The organism is Streptomyces sp. AM8-1-1, assembly GCF_032229325.1.
Taxonomy (GTDB): domain Bacteria; phylum Actinomycetota; class Actinomycetes; order Streptomycetales; family Streptomycetaceae; genus Streptomyces; species Streptomyces achmelvichensis.
Genome location: NZ_CP135086.1, coordinates 1411963 through 1427934, shown reverse-complemented (window position 1 = coordinate 1427934; position 15972 = coordinate 1411963). Strand labels below are relative to the sequence as shown.

General features: G+C 70.2%; 15 protein-coding genes and 1 tRNA gene. 10 read left to right on the top strand and 6 right to left on the bottom strand.

All coding sequences use genetic code 11. The annotated features are described in order from the left end of the window. Nucleotides 1-87: 87 nt before the first annotated feature. The 3 genes from RPQ07_RS06450 (at nucleotide 88) to RPQ07_RS06440 (ending at nucleotide 2788) form a co-directional block, all read left to right on the top strand. Nucleotides 88-708, top strand: a complete 621-nt coding sequence (locus RPQ07_RS06450) for an L-threonylcarbamoyladenylate synthase (RefSeq protein WP_313943063.1) — start codon at nucleotides 88-90, stop codon at nucleotides 706-708. A gap of 114 nt (nucleotides 709-822) precedes the next feature. Then, nucleotides 823-1911 (top strand): hypothetical protein, encoded by a 1089-nt coding sequence (locus tag RPQ07_RS06445; RefSeq protein WP_313943062.1) that lies wholly within the window; start codon nucleotides 823-825, stop codon nucleotides 1909-1911. Between the two features lie 91 nt (nucleotides 1912-2002). Then, nucleotides 2003-2788 (top strand): HAD-IIA family hydrolase, encoded by a 786-nt coding sequence (locus RPQ07_RS06440; protein WP_313943061.1) that lies wholly within the window; start codon nucleotides 2003-2005, stop codon nucleotides 2786-2788. A gap of 446 nt (nucleotides 2789-3234) precedes the next feature. Here the strand turns inward: RPQ07_RS06440 and RPQ07_RS06435 are convergent, their stop codons facing one another. Then, nucleotides 3235-3732 (bottom strand): GNAT family N-acetyltransferase, encoded by a 498-nt coding sequence (locus RPQ07_RS06435; protein ID WP_313943060.1) that lies wholly within the window; start codon nucleotides 3730-3732, stop codon nucleotides 3235-3237. Between the two features lie 73 nt (nucleotides 3733-3805). Then, the gene (locus tag RPQ07_RS06430; RefSeq protein WP_313943059.1) at nucleotides 3806-4222 is read right to left on the bottom strand and encodes a hypothetical protein; all 417 of its coding nucleotides are present in this window, start codon (nucleotides 4220-4222) and stop codon (nucleotides 3806-3808) included. 213 nt (nucleotides 4223-4435) lie between these two features. Here RPQ07_RS06430 and RPQ07_RS06425 point away from each other — a divergent pair, with 213 nt between their 5' ends. After that, entirely contained in the window at nucleotides 4436-5710 is a 1275-nt protein-coding gene (locus tag RPQ07_RS06425; protein WP_313943058.1) for a hypothetical protein, read from the top strand. A gap of 82 nt (nucleotides 5711-5792) precedes the next feature. On the opposite strand, the gene RPQ07_RS06420 is transcribed toward RPQ07_RS06425, so the two are convergent. Continuing rightward, the gene (locus RPQ07_RS06420) at nucleotides 5793-7916 is read right to left on the bottom strand and encodes a transglycosylase domain-containing protein (RefSeq protein ID WP_413777706.1); all 2124 of its coding nucleotides are present in this window, start codon (nucleotides 7914-7916) and stop codon (nucleotides 5793-5795) included. A gap of 273 nt (nucleotides 7917-8189) precedes the next feature. On the opposite strand from RPQ07_RS06420, the gene RPQ07_RS06415 reads away from it, so the two are divergent. Next, entirely contained in the window at nucleotides 8190-8396 is a 207-nt protein-coding gene (locus RPQ07_RS06415; protein ID WP_313943057.1) for a hypothetical protein, read from the top strand. Between the two features lie 66 nt (nucleotides 8397-8462). Here RPQ07_RS06415 and RPQ07_RS06410 read toward each other — a convergent pair whose 3' ends face one another. Beyond that, on the bottom strand, nucleotides 8463-9023 hold the full coding sequence (locus RPQ07_RS06410; protein WP_313943056.1) for an NAD(P)H-dependent oxidoreductase: 561 nt from the start codon (nucleotides 9021-9023) through the stop codon (nucleotides 8463-8465). A 116-nt stretch (nucleotides 9024-9139) separates the two neighbouring features. Here RPQ07_RS06410 and RPQ07_RS06405 point away from each other — a divergent pair, with 116 nt between their 5' ends. Both RPQ07_RS06405 and RPQ07_RS06400 read left to right on the top strand, forming a co-directional pair. Continuing rightward, entirely contained in the window at nucleotides 9140-9598 is a 459-nt protein-coding gene (locus RPQ07_RS06405; RefSeq protein ID WP_313943055.1) for a MarR family winged helix-turn-helix transcriptional regulator, read from the top strand. A 62-nt stretch (nucleotides 9599-9660) separates the two neighbouring features. Continuing rightward, entirely contained in the window at nucleotides 9661-10725 is a 1065-nt protein-coding gene (locus RPQ07_RS06400) for an LLM class flavin-dependent oxidoreductase (protein WP_313943054.1), read from the top strand. A 27-nt stretch (nucleotides 10726-10752) separates the two neighbouring features. Here RPQ07_RS06400 and RPQ07_RS06395 read toward each other — a convergent pair whose 3' ends face one another. Then, on the bottom strand, nucleotides 10753-11970 hold the full coding sequence (locus RPQ07_RS06395; protein WP_313943053.1) for a cytochrome P450: 1218 nt from the start codon (nucleotides 11968-11970) through the stop codon (nucleotides 10753-10755). Between the two features lie 136 nt (nucleotides 11971-12106). Here RPQ07_RS06395 and RPQ07_RS06390 point away from each other — a divergent pair, with 136 nt between their 5' ends. The 3 genes from RPQ07_RS06390 to RPQ07_RS06380 all read left to right on the top strand — a co-directional run bounded on the left by RPQ07_RS06390 (nucleotide 12107) and on the right by RPQ07_RS06380 (nucleotide 13828). Then, on the top strand, nucleotides 12107-12721 hold the full coding sequence (locus RPQ07_RS06390; RefSeq protein WP_313943052.1) for a helix-turn-helix domain-containing protein: 615 nt from the start codon (nucleotides 12107-12109) through the stop codon (nucleotides 12719-12721). 103 nt (nucleotides 12722-12824) lie between these two features. Next, nucleotides 12825-13463, top strand: a complete 639-nt coding sequence (locus tag RPQ07_RS06385) for a LysE family translocator (protein WP_313943051.1) — start codon at nucleotides 12825-12827, stop codon at nucleotides 13461-13463. A gap of 277 nt (nucleotides 13464-13740) precedes the next feature. Next, nucleotides 13741-13828 (top strand) — tRNA-Leu (locus RPQ07_RS06380). A gap of 129 nt (nucleotides 13829-13957) precedes the next feature. On the opposite strand, the gene RPQ07_RS06375 is transcribed toward RPQ07_RS06380, so the two are convergent. Beyond that, nucleotides 13958-15787: an AMP-dependent synthetase/ligase gene (locus RPQ07_RS06375; RefSeq protein WP_313943050.1), complete on the bottom strand. Its 1830-nt coding sequence runs from the start codon at nucleotides 15785-15787 to the stop codon at nucleotides 13958-13960. Between the last annotated feature and the right edge of the window lie 185 nt (nucleotides 15788-15972).

The window sequence follows — 15972 nt, the reverse complement described above, 5'->3', positions numbered from 1 at the left end:
GCCCATCGTGGGACACGGCCGTTCCCCGTGTCCACCGCGAACGGCGCCTGCGGGGGCCGAACGGGTTCCAGCCCGTAAGCTCGCCGGATGGCGAAGTACTTCGACGTGCACCCCGAGAACCCTCAGCGGCGCACCATCAGCAGTGTGGCGGACAGCATCCGGTCGGGTGCGCTCGTCGCGTATCCCACGGATTCCTGTTACGCCCTGGGATGTCAGCTGGGCAGCCGTGACGGCATCAGCCGGATCCGGAGCATCAGGAACCTCGACGACCGTCACCACTTCACGCTGGTGTGCCAGAACTTTGCGCAGCTCGGGCAGTTCGTGCACATCGACAACGACGTGTTCCGCGCGATCAAGGCGGCGACGCCCGGCAGCTACACCTTCATCCTCCCCGCGACGAAGGAGGTGCCCCGCCAGCTGCTGCACCCCAAGAAGAAGACGGTCGGCGTCAGGATTCCCGACCACGTCGTGGCCCAGGCCCTGCTCGCCGAACTGGGCGAGCCGCTGCTCTCCAGCACCCTGCTCCTGCCCGACGAGGACGAACCGATGACCCAGGGCTGGGAGATCAAGGAACGGCTCGACCACGTGGTGGACGCCGTGATCGACTCCGGCGACTGCGGCACGGAGCCGACCACGGTCATCGACTTCTCCGGCGATGGCATCGAGATCGTACGCCGGGGAGCGGGCGACCCCGAGCGCTTCGAGTAGCGGGGCCGGCGGCCGCCGGCGCAGGCGCACGGCTGCGTGCCGGACGACCGGAACCGCGGTCGGCCGCACGTCGTGATAACACCTGGAAGACGGCCGGGACGAGGGGAGTTCGCTGTGTCCACCAGCGATGTGCGGATCGACGGTAACTGTCTGGTGCTGGGCGGGGGAGCACGGGTGCGGTTCATCCGCACACTGCGGCTTCCGGAGTCCGGCACCCACCCGCTGCCGCCGGGTCTTGGCGAGTTCCCGGTGCGGCGTGTCGCAGACTTCCCGGACACCGTGCCGCCCGAGTGGCTGGCACGCGGCGGGGTGATGCTCCCGGTGTATCTGCGGGAGGCGATGTGGCTGAGCTTCTCCGGCACCGTGGAGCCGGCGGCGCTCCAGGTCGGGGTCGGCAAGGTGTGTGCCGTGTCCGGCGAGCGCTGGAGCGGCAAGTTGACCCGGAAGCCGCAGAACTACGTGGTGCTGCCCCGCCAGCCGTGGCTGGACGGCATCAACTCCGGCAAGGGGACGGTGCGTCAGTTCGTCGCCGTACCGCTGGGGATGGGCGCCACCGTGGAGGGCCAGGTGACCGGCGAGGAGACCTGGGGCGGCGTGCAGCTCCAGTCGTTCCCGCTCGCGGCCGGTGTCCTTGAGGCCTGGCGCGAGGAGCAGCGCGCCCGCGCCGAGCGCGAGGCGCGGGCCAGGGCGGCGACCGCTCAGGCAGGCTACGGAGGCATGCCGATGCCCGGGGGTGCACCGCCCGCCGCGTTCGGCGCCCCGCCCATGGCACCGGCGATGGCCGCGCCCGGCATGGCCCCGCCCCAGCCGCGGGCGGCAGCGATGGGGCTGGGCGTGGGCGGCACCATGCGCCAGGAGGTCTACCAGGACGACCGGCCGCTGTCCGACTGGGCAGAGACGCCCGCGGGCCGGGTTTTCGTCCACCTGGTGACGCCGCCGGAGTGGCGTCGCATCACCGGTGAGGCGGCACCCCCGTCGCCGGTCGACCGGGCCGCGTACACGCGTGCCGGACTGCCGTGGTTCGACTACTACGACGACGGCGCGGACGATCTCGCACCCACCGATTCCCTCGGCGGGGTCAAGCCGGTCGGCGAGTGGCTCGGCGACGACTCCGTGCCCTGGCAGGCACCGGGCGCCCACCAGGTGCACCCCCTCGGCGACGCGCCGCAGCCCGGTAAGCCGGTGGCCGACGGCGACTGGTGACGTCCCCTCGGCGGCCGGCCCCACCGAACAACCGGACCGGCCGCCGGGAGGCTCCTTGGTCCGGCCCCGGTCCGTCGGTACGGTCGGGACCATGGAACGGGTCGGCGCAGTCCTGATCGACATCGACGGTGTGCTCACGGTCTCCTGGAAGCCGCTTCCGGGAGCCGTCGAGGCCATGGAACGCGTGCGCGAGGCGGGGGTACCGCTGGCGCTGCTCACCAACACCACGTCGCGTACCCGGAGTTCCATCGCGCGGCTCCTCGTGGCGTCGGGATTCCCGGTCACGGCGGACGACATCCTCACCGCGCCGGCGGCGACCGCCGCCTATCTCACGGAGCAGTTCCCCGGGGCTCGCTGCGCGGTTCTCAACAGCGGTGACATCGCCGAGGACCTGGCGGAGGTGACCCTCGTGGATCTCGACGACCCGGACGCCCGCCCCGATGTGGTCGTCGTCGGCGGCGCGGGACCGGAGTTCGGCTACGAGGCCCTCAACACGGTCTTCGCCCACCTCCAGCGCGGAGCCCGCCTGCTCGCGATGCACCGCAATCTCTCCTGGCGTACGGACGCGGGGCTGCAGCTCGACGCGGGCGCCTTCCTCCAGGGCCTGGAACGCGCGGCCGGTGTCGAGGCGGAGGTGCTCGGGAAGCCGGCCGGGGCGTTCTTCGAAGCCGCCCTGGCCCGCCTCGGCGCGGACGCGTCGCGGACGCTGATGGTGGGCGACGACATCGAGTCCGACGTACTCGCCGCCCAGCGTCAGGGCATCACGGGTGTCCTGGTCCGGACGGGGAAGTACCGCCCCGAGACGCACCGGGCCGCGTCCGGCGAACCCGACCACGTCGTCGACTCGTTCGCGGACGTGCCGGGACTACTTGCGTAGTCGCGGGCCGCGGGCCGAGGGGGAGGTGACGCTCACCAGCATCGCCTCTCATGATCACCGTGGTCGTCACCATCGCGCCGGCGTTCGTCGGCTGTGCGGCCACCTACCTCGACGGCGTGCGGCTCTCGCAGCGGCAGCAGCGCCCGTCCCGACGGCAGGTGGCCGTCCCTGCACGAGACACCCCCGTCCGAAGAGGAACCCGCCGAGTGGCGGTTGTGGGTCAGGACCGTCCTCCTCCCGACCATCCAGGCCATGCGCGACCTCGTCGTCCAGCACGCCGACCTGCTGAGCGAATCGGGGATGCCGCCGATCCCGCTGCGGCTGTGCGCACACGTTTCCGGCGACGAGATCGTCGCCCCCCGCTGGGACCACGGATTCGCGGGTCTGAAGCAGGAACAGGGACGACTGCCGGGAGGACGCACAGCAGCTGACGCGGCTCCCCGAGGTCAGCAGGCTCGCTCGTATTCGATCTGGTCGAGCAGGTTGCCCTCACCGAAGTCGAAGGCCCGTGCGGCGCCGGTCTCGGCGAAGCCCGACTTGGCGTAGAACCGTCGCGATTGGGGGGTGTCGCGCAACGTCCACAGGTGCACCCGCGTGAATCCCTCGTCGCGGAGGCGGTTCAGCGTCCCTGTCATCAACACGGCGGCGACCCCGCTGCCCCAGGCGTCGGGATGGCTGTAGAAACTGCAGATCTCCGCGAGACCCGGGCGGCCCGGGGACGGGAGACAGAGGGACAGCGCCACGGGGCGGTCGTCGAGGGCCGCGAGCAGGATCGTCCCCGTCCCTCCCGCGACCCGATCGTGCCAGCGGGTCCGCCTGCTGAGGACACCGCGTGCGGCGAAATCGGGCGCGAAGAAGGGGGCGTAGGCCGCCTCCCAGGCGGCGGCGTGGATCTCGCCGAGCACGCGTCCGTCGTCCGGCTCGGCCTGGCGCACCTTGATCATCGGCTCATCCTCCTGATGTCGCTCCTGGGAGCCGCCTCAGCCTTCCGGCCCGACGCGAGGCGTGCCGGTCCGGTCACGTCTGCGGCCGGACGGACCCCGGCCACGGCCGGAGCCGGCCCGGCCAGGTCGCCCAGCGCACGGAGTCGCACTCCTCCGGCGGCAGCAGGCCCGCGCCGATGAGCGCCGCGCGGCCGGCCTGTCGGCCCGCGATCCGGTAGCCGTACTCGGACGAGTCCACCTCGTGGTGCCTGCCGTCCGTGAGCAGTACCGCGGCCGCCACTCCGCCCAGCCCGTCCAGCAGGCCCTCCCGCAGCGCCGGCACGTACTCCGGGGGCAGCCGGTCCTCCGGGAGGGAGTTCCGGAGCTCCAACGCCGCGTCCGCCCGGGGCGGTTCGAAGGTGGCGACGATGTACGCGAAAGGGCCGCAGGCGCCGATGTTCATCTTGACGTGAACACGGACGTCGGGTACCCGTACAGGCAGGCCGGTCATGGTCGACACCGTAGAGGTGTCCCGGATCGGCGGTCGACCGGTTTGACGTCGGGGGACGGGGACCGAGGCACCGTCACTCGCGGCGCGTCGGCCACATCCGCCCGTGCAAAACACGTCACATCACGGACCACTTCCGCCCTGTTCCGAATCAACACGTATATTCGGACAGGTGTAACCGGGGGCATGTGTTTGTTTTTCTGGGGGCGGAATTCTATGGCGCAGAGTGTGAGGGCCCAGGCGCGTGCCCGTGCCCGTAAACGGGCACGCATCCGGTTCGGAGCCGCGGGGGTGGCCGCCATCGTGGCCGGAGCGGTGGGAATCCTGGCGTTGACCGGCGGGGACGGGGACGGCGCCGCCAACGCGGCGTCACGCAGTGGCGTGGGGGAGAAGTCCGCCAAGGACGACGAGGAGAAGTGGGACGGCACGACCAAGGTGCTGGGGGACGGCTCGACCTCCTACACCGGGCCGCAGCCCAAGCAGCTCGAGCCCAAGAAGCTCAAGCCGGGGGAGAAGCCCCCGCAGTTCGTCGTGTTCTCCTGGGACGGCGCCCTGGAGGGCGACGACCGGACGTTCTCCCGCTTCCGCAAGGTGGCCAGGGAGAGCGACGCCACCATGACGTTCTTCCTCACGGGCATCTATCTGCTGCCCAAGGACAAGGCCAGTCTCTACCGTCCGCCGCAGCACGGCGTCGGCGCGGCCGCGATCTCGTACCCCACGGACGAGCACATCCGCACCACCCTGAAGGAGCTCGGCGGCGCCTGGAAGGACGGCAACGAGATCGGCTCCCACTTCAACGGCCACTTCTGCGGTGAGAAGGGCGGCGGCGACTGGAGCGTCGAGGAGTGGAAGAGCGAGATCGAGCAGACCTACGGGTTCGTCAAGAAGTGGAAGACGAACACGGGCATGAAGGATCTGCCGCCGCTGCCCTTCGACGTGCAGAAGGAGACCGTGGGTGGTCGCGCTCCGTGCCTGGAGGGCCAGAAGAACCTGATCCCCGCGATCAAGAAGTTCGGCTGGCGCTACGACGCGAGCTCGTCCGGTGACTTCCAGATCTGGCCGTCCAAGATCAACGGCATCTGGAACTTCCCGCTCCAGCTCCTGCCCTACCCGGACAAGGAACTCCAGGTCCTCGCCATGGACTTCAACTTCCTCTACAACCAGTCCGGCGGTACCACCGAAGGTGATCCGTCGCGCTACGCGGAGTGGGAGAAGGAGACCCGGGACGCCTACCTCAACGGGTTCGAGCGGGTCTACAACGGCAGCCGCGCCCCCATGTTCATCGGAAACCACTTCGAGAACTGGAACGGCGGCATCTACATGGACGCCGTGGAGGACGTCATGCGGAAGGTCTGCCCCCGCTCCGACGTGAAGTGTGTGTCGTTCCGGGAGCTCAGCGACTGGCTCGACGTCCAGGACCCCCAGGTCCTCGCCAATCTGCGCGGCCTCGACCCGGCGCAGTCCCCGGACTGGAAGGCCTTGATCGACTGAGGCGGGTCAGGGGGCGCGGCAGACCTGTCGACGCGCCCCGGGGCCGCGCACGCCCCGGCCGGTGCCGGGGCGCGTGCGCCGGTCACCGCGCCGACGCCATGTGGTCCTTCCAGATCTTCGTCGCCATCGAGACCGGTGAGCCGGCGTCCGGCCCGCCCAGCCCCTTGAGCGGCAGCAGCTCCAGCTTCCTCAGGTCCGTCCGGTAGAGCACCACCGCCGTGGACTCCTGCGGTGTGTACCCGACGAACCAGGCCGCCGTGTCGTCCTGTGTCGTCCCGGTCTTGCCGGCCGCGTCCTCGCCGACCGACTTGGCCGCCCGTCCGCTGCCCTCCTGCACCGAGTCCCGGAGGGCGTCGGTGACCTTGGCGGCCACATCGGGGCTCATCGCCCGGTCCGCGTCCGGCCGCGGCAGCCGCAGCAGCTTCCCGTTACGGGTCACTTTCAGCACCGAGTAGGGCTCGGTGTGCATGCCCTCCGCGGCGAAGGTCCCGTACGCGGTCGCCATACGGATGGCACTGGGCTTGGAGTTGCCGAGCGAGAACTCCGGTATGGAGCGCCCGAAGCTGGACGTCAGCAGCCCGGAGTCGGCCGCGGTCTTGCGGACCTTGTCCAGGCCGACGTCCATGCCGAGCTGGAGGAACGGGGTGTTGACCGAGTTGGCCATGGCCGTGCGCAGGCTGATCGCCTGGCCCCACGACCGGTTATCGTCGTTGCGGCCCTTGACGATCTTGCCGCTGCGGTCCCAGTACGGGCCCTCCGGCGTACGGACCGCGACGTTGTCGTTGCCGTTGTAGAGGGTGTCCGGGGACACCGGAACGCGCGGCGCCTCCCGTTCCTTCTGGACGCCTTCGGCGAGCCCCGCCGCGTACACGAACGGGGTGAAGGCCGAACCGGCGGGCACGGTCACCGCGTTCGCCTCGTTGAAGCCCTGCTTGAGGTAGTCGGGCCCGCCGTACACGGCGAGAATGCGGCCGTTCGGGGCGACGGACGCGGCGCCGGTCTTCACGTAGGTGTCGGTGGGACGCTTCTTCGGGTCGAGCTTCGCCCGCACCTTCTCCACCGACGAGGTCAGCGAGGCGACCCGCTGTTTGTCGAACGTCGTGTAGATCTGGTAGCCGCCGAGGTCGAACTGGGCGTCGGAGATCTCCACGTGCTTGGACGTGTAGTCCTTCGCCAGCTCCACGAGATAGCCCTGCTGACCGCTCAGATTGCCGGGCGGGGCCGCCTTCTTCGGCTCGGGGAACTTCGTGTACCGGGCCCGCTCCTCGCGCGAGAGCTTGCCGACCGCCACCATACGGTCGAGCGTCCAGCTCCACCGCTGCTCCGCGCGTTCGCGGTTCTTGGCGCTGATGGTCGGGTCGTAGAGCGCGGCGCCCTTCAGCAGTGAGGCCAGAAAGGCGCCCTCGCTGGCGTTGAGCTGCGAGGCCTCTTTGCCGTAGTACGCCTGCGACGCCCGCTGGATGCCATAGGTCCCGCGGCCGAACCAGCTCGTGTTGAGGTAGCCCTCCAGGATCTCCTTCTTGCTCAGGCGGTTGTCCAGCTTCACGGCGAGCAGGACTTCGGTGAACTTCCGGGAGTAGGTCTGGTCCTGGTTCAGATAGGCGTTCTTGATGTACTGCTGGGTGATGGTCGAGCCGCCCTCGGTGTCGCCGCCGCCGACCATGTGACCGAGTGCTCTGACGATGCCCGACACGGAGATGCCGGGGTCGGAGTAGAAGTTGGCGTTCTCGGCGGAGAGAACCGCCCACTGGACGTCCTCCGGCACCTGGTCGAGCGACGTCTCCTGCCGGCTGACCCAGCCGGACCGCGCCATCTGCGTCCCGTCGGACCAGTAGTAGATGTTGTCCTGCTGAGTGGCGAACCCGTTGAGGTTCTTGGGGATGTCGGTCTTGACGTAGGCGAACATCACCAGCAGCGTCACACCGGCTGTGGAGACCAGGAACAGACTCAGGGACTGGCGCCACGACGGCACCCAGCGCCGCCAGCCCTGGCGGGTCGAGCGCGGGTAGTCCACGCTGTGCCACATGTCCGCCAGCCGGGTGCGCAGTCCGAGCGCCCGTACGATCCGCTTGACGTTCGGCTGCTGCATCGCCTCCCGGAGGCGCGCGACCCTGAGGCGCGTGACGAGGCCGCTCAGTGTGGTGCGGCCGGAGGCCGGTGCGGAGTCGTCGCCGTCCGTCTCGGGTCCTCGTCCGTGTCTACCCATGGTCCGGCACCGCCCCGTGCCCCCGGACAGTCCCGACGTCCTCGCCGTTGAACATCTAGCCCCCACGCTCCCACTGGCCCTGGCCGGACCACTCCCCAGGGATTCACCCTACGAAGCGCCGGATGTCCGTCGGCACCCGGGGTCCCCGAAAAGCAGACCACTGCCGGTCGGACGCGTGCCGCACCGGCCAGACGAGTGTTTTAGGAGGCGCGGGAGCGCGCTCGGACGGGGGGTGGGTACGAGGGGACACATCGGACCGAACAGGGAGAGACCATGAACGATCCACAGTCCGGCGCGAACCCCCCGCCCGATGACTCCGTCACGCCCGACTCGTTGCTGCACACCGGCTCCGAGGGTGAGGTCTCACCCGAGGATCTCGTTCTCGCCTCAGGTCGTGACCTCACCCCCGAGAACCTGGCCTGGGCGCAGCGCAAGCTGGCCGAGGAAGGCCCCGGTGCCATCGACAAACTGCTGCCCTGACCGCCGGGCGCGGACGTCTGCCGAGGTGCCGACGCCGGGGGCCCGGCCCCCGGGTCCCGCCCGGTCTCAGGCGGCCCGCAGCGGCGCCAGCGCCTGGCTCCAGGAGACGACCTGGTCGAGCGTCGTCGTGAGTGCGTCCCGCTGGAAGTCGCCCGGCTTGAACACGCTGAAGTTCTCGAAGTCGGTGAACAGCGACAACGCGACCTGCGCCCGCACATCGGCCATCTGGAGCTCGCCTGCTATCAGGCGCAGGTGCTCCACCGCGCGGGTGCCGCCGGCCGAGCCGTAGCTGACGAATCCGACGGCCTTGTTGTTCCACTCGGCGTAGAGGAAGTCGATGGCGTTCTTCAGCGCGCCGGAGGTGGAGTGGTTGTACTCCGGCGTCACCATCACGAAGCCGTCGAACGAGGCGATCTTGCTCGCCCAGCTCAGCGTGTGCGGCTGCGAGTACTGGCCCAGTGACGGCGGGTACGCCTCGTCGAGGTGGGGGAGCTTGTAGTCGAGCAGGTCGACGAGCTCGAACTCCGCGTCGTCGCGCTGTGCGGCGATGTCGTGCACCCAGCGGGCGACGGCCTCTCCGTTACGCCCCGGGCGGGTGCTGCCGAGAATGATGCCGATCTTGGTCATGGGTGTCCCTCGATAAATCTGTCGTGATCCGGACTCTGTGGTGATCCGGCCTACAGGTCCTTGCCTCGTCAAGTATCCACCTAGAACTTGCTTCGTCAAGCAAGTACTATCGAGATATGACCGACGCCGAGCAGCAGCCGCTGCGACCCCTGAGCACCGACGAGGAAGCGCTGCTGCGCGAGCTCGGTCGCGTGATGATCGTTCTGCCGCGCGTGATCGACGCCGACATGATGCGCGAGCAGCGCATCCCGGTCTCCGAGTACACGACCCTGATGCACCTCTCCGAGGCGCCGCACCGGCTGATGCGGATGAACGAGCTCGCCGCCGCGTGCAATCTCTCCCTCAGCGGGATGACCCGCGTGGTGACCCGCCTCGAGACCCAGGGTCTGGTCGCGCGGACCCGCTGCGACGAGGACGCCCGCGGCTGGAACGCCGTACTCACCGACGAAGGCCTCGCCCGGCTGGAACAGGCCTGGCCCGCCCATCTCGCGAGCGCCCGCCGTCATGTCTTCGACCACCTCGAAGGCGCCGATCTGGCCCGGCTCACCCAGGCACTGCGGCGCATCGCGACCTGACCCACCCGTGACGCGCGACGCGACCGCGAGAACCACGCGTCACACCATGCAGGGAGTACGACATGACCAGCCCTTCGACCGGCCGGACCGATGGGGGAGACCTCACGCTCGGCCTGGACACGTTCGGCGATGTGACCGATGACCGCGACGGCCGTCCGATGTCACACGCGCGGACCATCCGCCATCTCGTGGAGGAAGGCGTCCTCGCCGACCAGGTCGGCCTCGACCACTTCGGCATCGGCGAGCACCACACCGACACGATGCCCCTGTCGGCCGCCGACGTCGTCCTCGCCGCCATCGCGTCGCGGACCTCACGGATACGCCTCGGCTCGGCGGTGACGGTCATCAGCTCCGACGACCCCGTCCGCGTCTTCCAGCGGTACGCCACCCTCGACGCCGTGTCGAACGGCCGGGCCGAGCTCATCCTCGGCAGGGGATCGAGCACCGAGTCGTTCCCCCTCTTCGGCTACGAGCTCAGCGACTACGAGGAACTCTTCGAGGAGAAGGTGGGCCTGTTCGCCGAGCTCCTGAAGGAGAAGCCGGTCACCTGGTCGGGCAACACCCGCGCGTCCCTCGACGGTCTCCCGGTCTACCCGCACAGCGAGTCGGGGGCGATCCCGACCTGGATCGGTGTCGGCGGCAGCCCTCAGTCGGTGGTCCGCACCGCCCGCTACGGCTTCTCCCTCATGCTCGCGATCATCGGCGGCGAGACGGCCCGCTTCGCACCCTTCTCACAGCTGTTCCGGCAGGCGCTGGAACAGTTCGGTCAGCCACAGCGGCCGGTCGGTATCCATGCGCCCGGGCACGTCGCGGCCACCGACGAGCAGGCGATCGAGGAGTTCCTGCCCGCCCTGGAGGCCGCGATGCGCAGGGTGTCCCGCGAGCGCGGCTTCCGCACCCCCACCCGCGAGACTCTTCTGCGCGACGTTGGCCCCGGGGGCGCACTGCACGTCGGCTCGCCCGAGACCGTGGCCCGCAAGATCGTGAGGACGCTCACCGACCTGGACGCGACCCGTTTCGACCTGAAGTACGGCATGCACGGCATGGCGCACGACGCGGTGATGACCAATATCGAGCTGTTCGGGACCAAGGTGGCGCCCCTGGTACGGGAGATGATGGCCGACTGACGCCTGCGGCCCCGCTCGGGCTCCGCCTCACCACGTCACGGCAAGCCGGTCCAGTCCTCGCAGCAGGCTGGGCCGCCACGCCGGCGGGGCGGACGGGTCGGCGAGAGCGAGGTCCGGGAGGCCTTCGAGCAGGGTGCGCAGGGCGATCGCGGATTCCATGCGGGCCAGCGGAGCGCCGAGGCAGTGATGGATGCCGTGGCCGAACGACAGATGCGTACGCGTGGTGGCCGGGTCACGGTGGATGTCGAAGCGGTCCGGATCGGCGAACACCGCCGGGTCGCGATTGGCGGCGGCCAGGCTGAGCACGACGGGTTCGCCCTGGGGGACCGTGGTGCCCGCGATCGTCACGTCCGTGACCGGATAGCGGTAGGCCGCGGCGAGGGCAGGCGGCTCGTAGCGCATGGCCTCTTCCACGGTGCCTTCGAGGAGGGTCCAGTCCGCGCGCAGGGCGGCGAGCTGCGCCGGGTTGCGGAGCAGCAGGTTCACGGCGCTCGAGATCAGGTTGGCCGTGGTCTCATGGCCGGCCACCAGGAGCAGGAAGGCCATCCCGAGCAACTCCGGTGCCGTCAGGGGCTCTTCTTCCGCGCTGTCCGCGTGGGCGAGAGCGTGCAGCAGGTCGCCCCGAGCCGAGCCGGCCGTCTCGGTCTCCGTGGGGGACGGGAGGGCGCGCTTGGCCGCGATGAGGTCGGTGAGGTACGCCGTCATCGCCAGGCCGGCGGCCGACGCGGCCTCGTGGCTGGTGGCCGCGACGATCTCGGCGGACCAGGCACGGAAGGGGGCCCGGTCCTCGCCCGGTACGCCGAGCAGTTCGCAGATCACGGTCACCGGCAGCGGAAAGGCGTAGGCATCGACGAGATCGGCCTCTCCCGCCGGTGCCAGCGCGCCGACCAGGCCGTCGGCCATCTCCTGGACGCGCCCGCGCATCGCCTGGACGCGGTGCCGGGTGAACTCGCGTGCCACCAGCCGGCGTAGCCGGGTGTGGTCCGGCGGGTCGACCTGGAGCAGGTTCCGTCCGATCGCGTACCCGCCGTCGTGGGTCCAGGACGCCGAGTGCCGTACGTCGTTGCGCAGCCGCTCGTCGGCCAGCGCGGCCCGTACCGCTCGGGCGTCGGTCACCAGCCAGGCGGCCTCCTTCGACGGCAGCAGCACATGGTGGATGCCTCCCTGCGCGCGCAGTTCCGCGTAGCGGCTGTGCGGATCGGCGGTGAAGCGGTCCTGGTCGGGGACCAGTTCGACGAGTGTCACGGTGCCTGCCCTCCGGTGGCGTGGACGTGCGGCGGATGACGGCGGCAGCAGCCGTAAGTGGGGACTGCTCCCCGCTTCCGGTTTCCGACCGTAGCAGAAAGTGGGGAGTGCTCCACGGTTCGGGTAGCGTGAGGGCGTGAGACAAGACGCGGAGCGCAACCGGCTACGGATCCTGGAAGCAGCGCGGGAGGTCTACGCGGAGCAGGGCGTGGAAGCCCCCCTCGACGTGATCGCCCGCCGGGCGGCCGTCGGCAACGCCACGCTCTACCGGCGGTTCCCGGACCGCGCCGCCCTGATCGAGGCGGTGTTCCACGATCTGCTGGCAGCGACGCGCGAAGCGGGCGAGCGTGCCCGCGAGGCCGAGGATCCGTGGGCGGGTCTGGTCGACTACGTGACGCACATCTTCACGGGACTCGCCGCCGACCGGGGCGTCACCGACCTGATGACCACGACGATCCCCGGGATCCCTTCGCTGGAGGGCCTGTACGCCCACAACGCCGAGACCTTCGGACTGCTCCTCGCCCGCTGCCGCGAGAGCGGCACGGTCTGCGAGGACGTGACGGTCGAGGACCTGCTCTTCGTCCTCGCCGCCCTGGGCCGGGCCGTCCCGGCCGCCGAGGCGGCGTCGCCCGGTGCCTGGCGGCGTCCGCTGGCGATCCTCCTCAACGGGCTGCGGGCCACGGGCGCGTCCCTGCCCGGCCCCGTTCCGACCCCGGGCGAGCTGGAGCAGGCGCTGTCCCGACTGCACTGATCGTGCCCGCCGGCGGACGATGTGCCGGTGGCCAGCGGGCAGAGAACCCGCAGGCAGAAAAAGGGCTGCGAGCGAGCGTGGCGCTCTGGCTACGATCGGCCGCATGCTCTCCACCGACCGTCTCCTCGCCTTCGCGGCGATGTCCTTCCTGCTGATCGTGATACCCGGCCCGAGCGTGCTGTTCGTGGTCGGGAGGGCATTGGCGCAGGGCCGTCGCGCCGCGCTGACCACCGTCGTGGGGAACACGCTCGGTGCCTACGTCCTCGTCGTCGCCGTGGCCCTCGGGGTCGGTGCCGTGGTCGAACGCTCGGTCGTCGTCTTCACGACGCTGAAGCTGGTGGGCGCCGCGTACCTGGTGTATCTGGGGATCAAGGCCGTACGGGAACGCGGGTCGTTGCATGCCGCGTTCTCGGGCGACGCCCCTGTGCACAGCAGTTGGCGCACGCTCGCGGACGGGTTCGCCGTCGGGGTGGCCAACCCGAAGACCATCGTGTTCTTCGCCGCCGTGCTGCCGCAGTTCGTCGACCGCGGCCAGGGAAACGTCACGGGCCAGATGCTGCTGCTCGGCCTGGTCTTCAACGTCATCGCGCTGGCCTGCGACAGTGTCTGGGGGCTGGTCGCCGCCACCGCGCGGAGCTGGTTCGCCAGGTCGCCGCGGCGGCTGGCACTGGTCGGCGGAGTGGGCGGGGTGACCATGATCGGCCTCGGCGTCACGGTCGCCGCGACGGGCCGCAAGGACTGACGCCGCCCGGTCCTCGTGCGCGGAGCCGGTGAGCATACGGAGGCGAGCACGGGGGGTGACCGGTGTGACGCTGCGGATACGCCGGCAGGTGCGCGAGCAGGCTCCCGGCCGGGGCCGGAACGGAGTGCCCGGCGGGCCCGCCCGGCTCGCGCGCCGGGCTCGTCCTGCCTGGTCACGACCGATCCCGGCCCCGGGAAAAGGCAGTCACGGAGGGCCCTGAACCCCTGGTATTGTTGTCCATGTCGCCGCGGGGATGCTCACGGCCGACACACACCTTGTCCGGGTGGCGGAATGGCAGACGCGCTAGCTTGAGGTGCTAGTGCCCTTTATCGGGCGTGGGGGTTCAAGTCCCCCCTCGGACACCACGGAGAAACCCCACATGATGTGGGGTTTCTTTTGTTTCCGGGCTCGAAAGGTACGGGGTCCGGTTCGGGCCGCACCCGCCCGGCCCGCGCACCGCGCTCACTCCGTGCCGGTCGCCCGGCGAGGCCCCCTCACCGCCGGTAGAGCGCGTTGATGTCCGCCGCGTACGCCCCCGCGATCGCCCGCCGCTTGAGCTTCAGCGTCGGTGTCATCAGACCGGAGTCCAGCGTGAACTCCCTCGGCAGGATCCGGAAGGCGCGGATGGACTCCGCCTGGGACACCCGGGTGTTGGCCCGGGAGACCGCGCGCTGGATCTGGGCCCTCAGGTCCTCGTCGTCCGTCATCGCCGACACGTCCCACTGCGGCTTCCCCTTCAGGGCCAGCCAGTGCGCCAGCGCCTCCGGGTCCACCGTGATCAGGGCGGCGATGTACGGCTGGTCGTCGCCGACGATCAGGCACTGGGAGATCAGCGGATGGTGGCGCAGCTGCTCCTCCAGCGGCAGTGGGGCCACGCTCTTGCCGCCGCTGGTGATGATGATGTCCTTCTTGCGGCCCGTGATGACGAGGTAGCCCTCCTCGTCGAGATGGCCGGTGTCACCGGTGGCGAACCACCCGTCCCGCAGCACCGCCTCGGTGGCCTTCGGGTTGTTGAGATAGCCCGCGAAGACCGTCTCGCCGGCCACCCACACCTCGCCGTCCTCCGCGATGTGCACCGCGCAGCCCGGAATCGGCCGGCCCACCGTGCCGAACCTGACCTCGCCCGGCGGCTGTGCCGTGATCGCTCCCGCGGTCTCGGTGAGGCCGTAGCCGTCGTACACGGTGACGCCCGCGCCCGCGAAGAACAGCCCGAGCTCGCGGCGGAGAGTGGAGCCGCCCGAGACCGCGGTGCGTACCTGGCCGCCCAGTACCGCACGCAGTTTGGTGTACACCAGACGGTCGTACACGGCGTGCAGGACCTTCAGGGAAGGACCCGGACCGTGGCCCGCGCCGGTCGACTGGCGCTCCAGGGACTCCGCGTAACGCACCGCGACGGCGGCGGCCTTGTCGAAGAGGCCGAGGTTGCCCGCGCCCTCGGCGGTCCGGCGGGCCTTGTGGAAGATCTTCTCGAAGATGTACGGCACCGCGAACAGGAACGTCGGCCGGAACGACGACAGGGCCGGCAGCAGCGACTCGGGGCTCAGATCGGGCTGATGGCCCAGCCGTATGCCGCCGCGCAGACACGCGACCCCGACCATCAGGCCGTAAATGTGCGCGACGGGAAGAAAGTTGAGGATCGACGGCTGCACACCGGGTTCGGCGAGAATGCCGCCCCACCCTTCGAGCAGGATGTCGCACTCGGCGGCGAGGTTGCCGTGCGTGATGAGGCAGCCCTTGGGGCTGCCGGTGGTGCCGGAGGTGTAGGTGATCGCGGCGATCTGGTCCGGCAGCACCGCGGCACGGTGACGGTGGATCATCTCGTCGTCCAGCGTGAGCCCTTCCTCGACGAGGGTCGCCACACAGCCCCGGTCCATCTGCCAGATCGCGGTCAGGGCCGACTGCGAGTCGGAGGCCGCCGCCACCGTCATCGCGTGGTTCTCGTGCTCGACCACGATCGCCCTGACCTGGGCGTCGTTGAGGATCCAGCGCACCTGCTCGATGGACGAGGTGGGATACACGGGAACGATCTCCGCGCCCACCGACCACAGGGCGTGGGCCAGCACCGTCCACTCGTAGCGCGTACGGGACATGAGCGCGACGCGGTCGCCGAAGCGGATGCCGTTGGCCAGGAACCCCTTGGCCACGGCGACGACTTGATCGCACAGCTCCCGCGCGGTCACCGGCTCCCAGGTGCCCTCGTCCCGCCCGGTGCGGCGTGACACCTGCACGAGGGAGGGATGACGCAGAGCGGCCTCGAACACCGAATCGGCGAGGCCGCCCGTGCGTTCGTACCCGGGACGGAACGGAGGACCGTGTCCTTGCATCGTGGCCTCTCCCTTCCCCACCCCCGGGGCGCCGTGCCGTGCACTCAGGGAGCGCAAGATACCGTCCGGACGGTCCGGCTGCCTAGGTTCCGGGCACATCGGCACATTTTCCGTGTGCGTGGCGCCCGCTCGGCACGCGGAATGACGGTGTGTCATGCCGGCCGGAGTCGCGCCGCAGGGGCCCG

What these genes read in the sequence shown, in the direction of transcription:
- RPQ07_RS06450 (WP_313943063.1), top strand. Translation starts at nt 88, where the DNA reads ATGGCGAAGTACTTCGACGTGCACCCCGAGAACCCTCAGCGGCGCACC.
- RPQ07_RS06440 (WP_313943061.1), top strand. Translation starts at nt 2,003, where the DNA reads ATGGAACGGGTCGGCGCAGTCCTGATCGACATCGACGGTGTGCTCACG.
- RPQ07_RS06435 (WP_313943060.1), bottom strand. Translation starts at nt 3,732, where the DNA reads ATGATCAAGGTGCGCCAGGCCGAGCCGGACGACGGACGCGTGCTCGGC.
- RPQ07_RS06430 (WP_313943059.1), bottom strand. Translation starts at nt 4,222, where the DNA reads ATGACCGGCCTGCCTGTACGGGTACCCGACGTCCGTGTTCACGTCAAG.
- RPQ07_RS06425 (WP_313943058.1), top strand. Translation starts at nt 4,436, where the DNA reads ATGGCGCAGAGTGTGAGGGCCCAGGCGCGTGCCCGTGCCCGTAAACGG.
- RPQ07_RS06420 (WP_413777706.1), bottom strand. Translation starts at nt 7,916, where the DNA reads ATGGGTAGACACGGACGAGGACCCGAGACGGACGGCGACGACTCCGCA.
- RPQ07_RS06415 (WP_313943057.1), top strand. Translation starts at nt 8,190, where the DNA reads ATGAACGATCCACAGTCCGGCGCGAACCCCCCGCCCGATGACTCCGTC.
- RPQ07_RS06410 (WP_313943056.1), bottom strand. Translation starts at nt 9,023, where the DNA reads ATGACCAAGATCGGCATCATTCTCGGCAGCACCCGCCCGGGGCGTAAC.
- RPQ07_RS06405 (WP_313943055.1), top strand. Translation starts at nt 9,140, where the DNA reads ATGACCGACGCCGAGCAGCAGCCGCTGCGACCCCTGAGCACCGACGAG.
- RPQ07_RS06400 (WP_313943054.1), top strand. Translation starts at nt 9,661, where the DNA reads ATGACCAGCCCTTCGACCGGCCGGACCGATGGGGGAGACCTCACGCTC.
- RPQ07_RS06385 (WP_313943051.1), top strand. Translation starts at nt 12,825, where the DNA reads ATGCTCTCCACCGACCGTCTCCTCGCCTTCGCGGCGATGTCCTTCCTG.
- RPQ07_RS06375 (WP_313943050.1), bottom strand. Translation starts at nt 15,787, where the DNA reads ATGCAAGGACACGGTCCTCCGTTCCGTCCCGGGTACGAACGCACGGGC.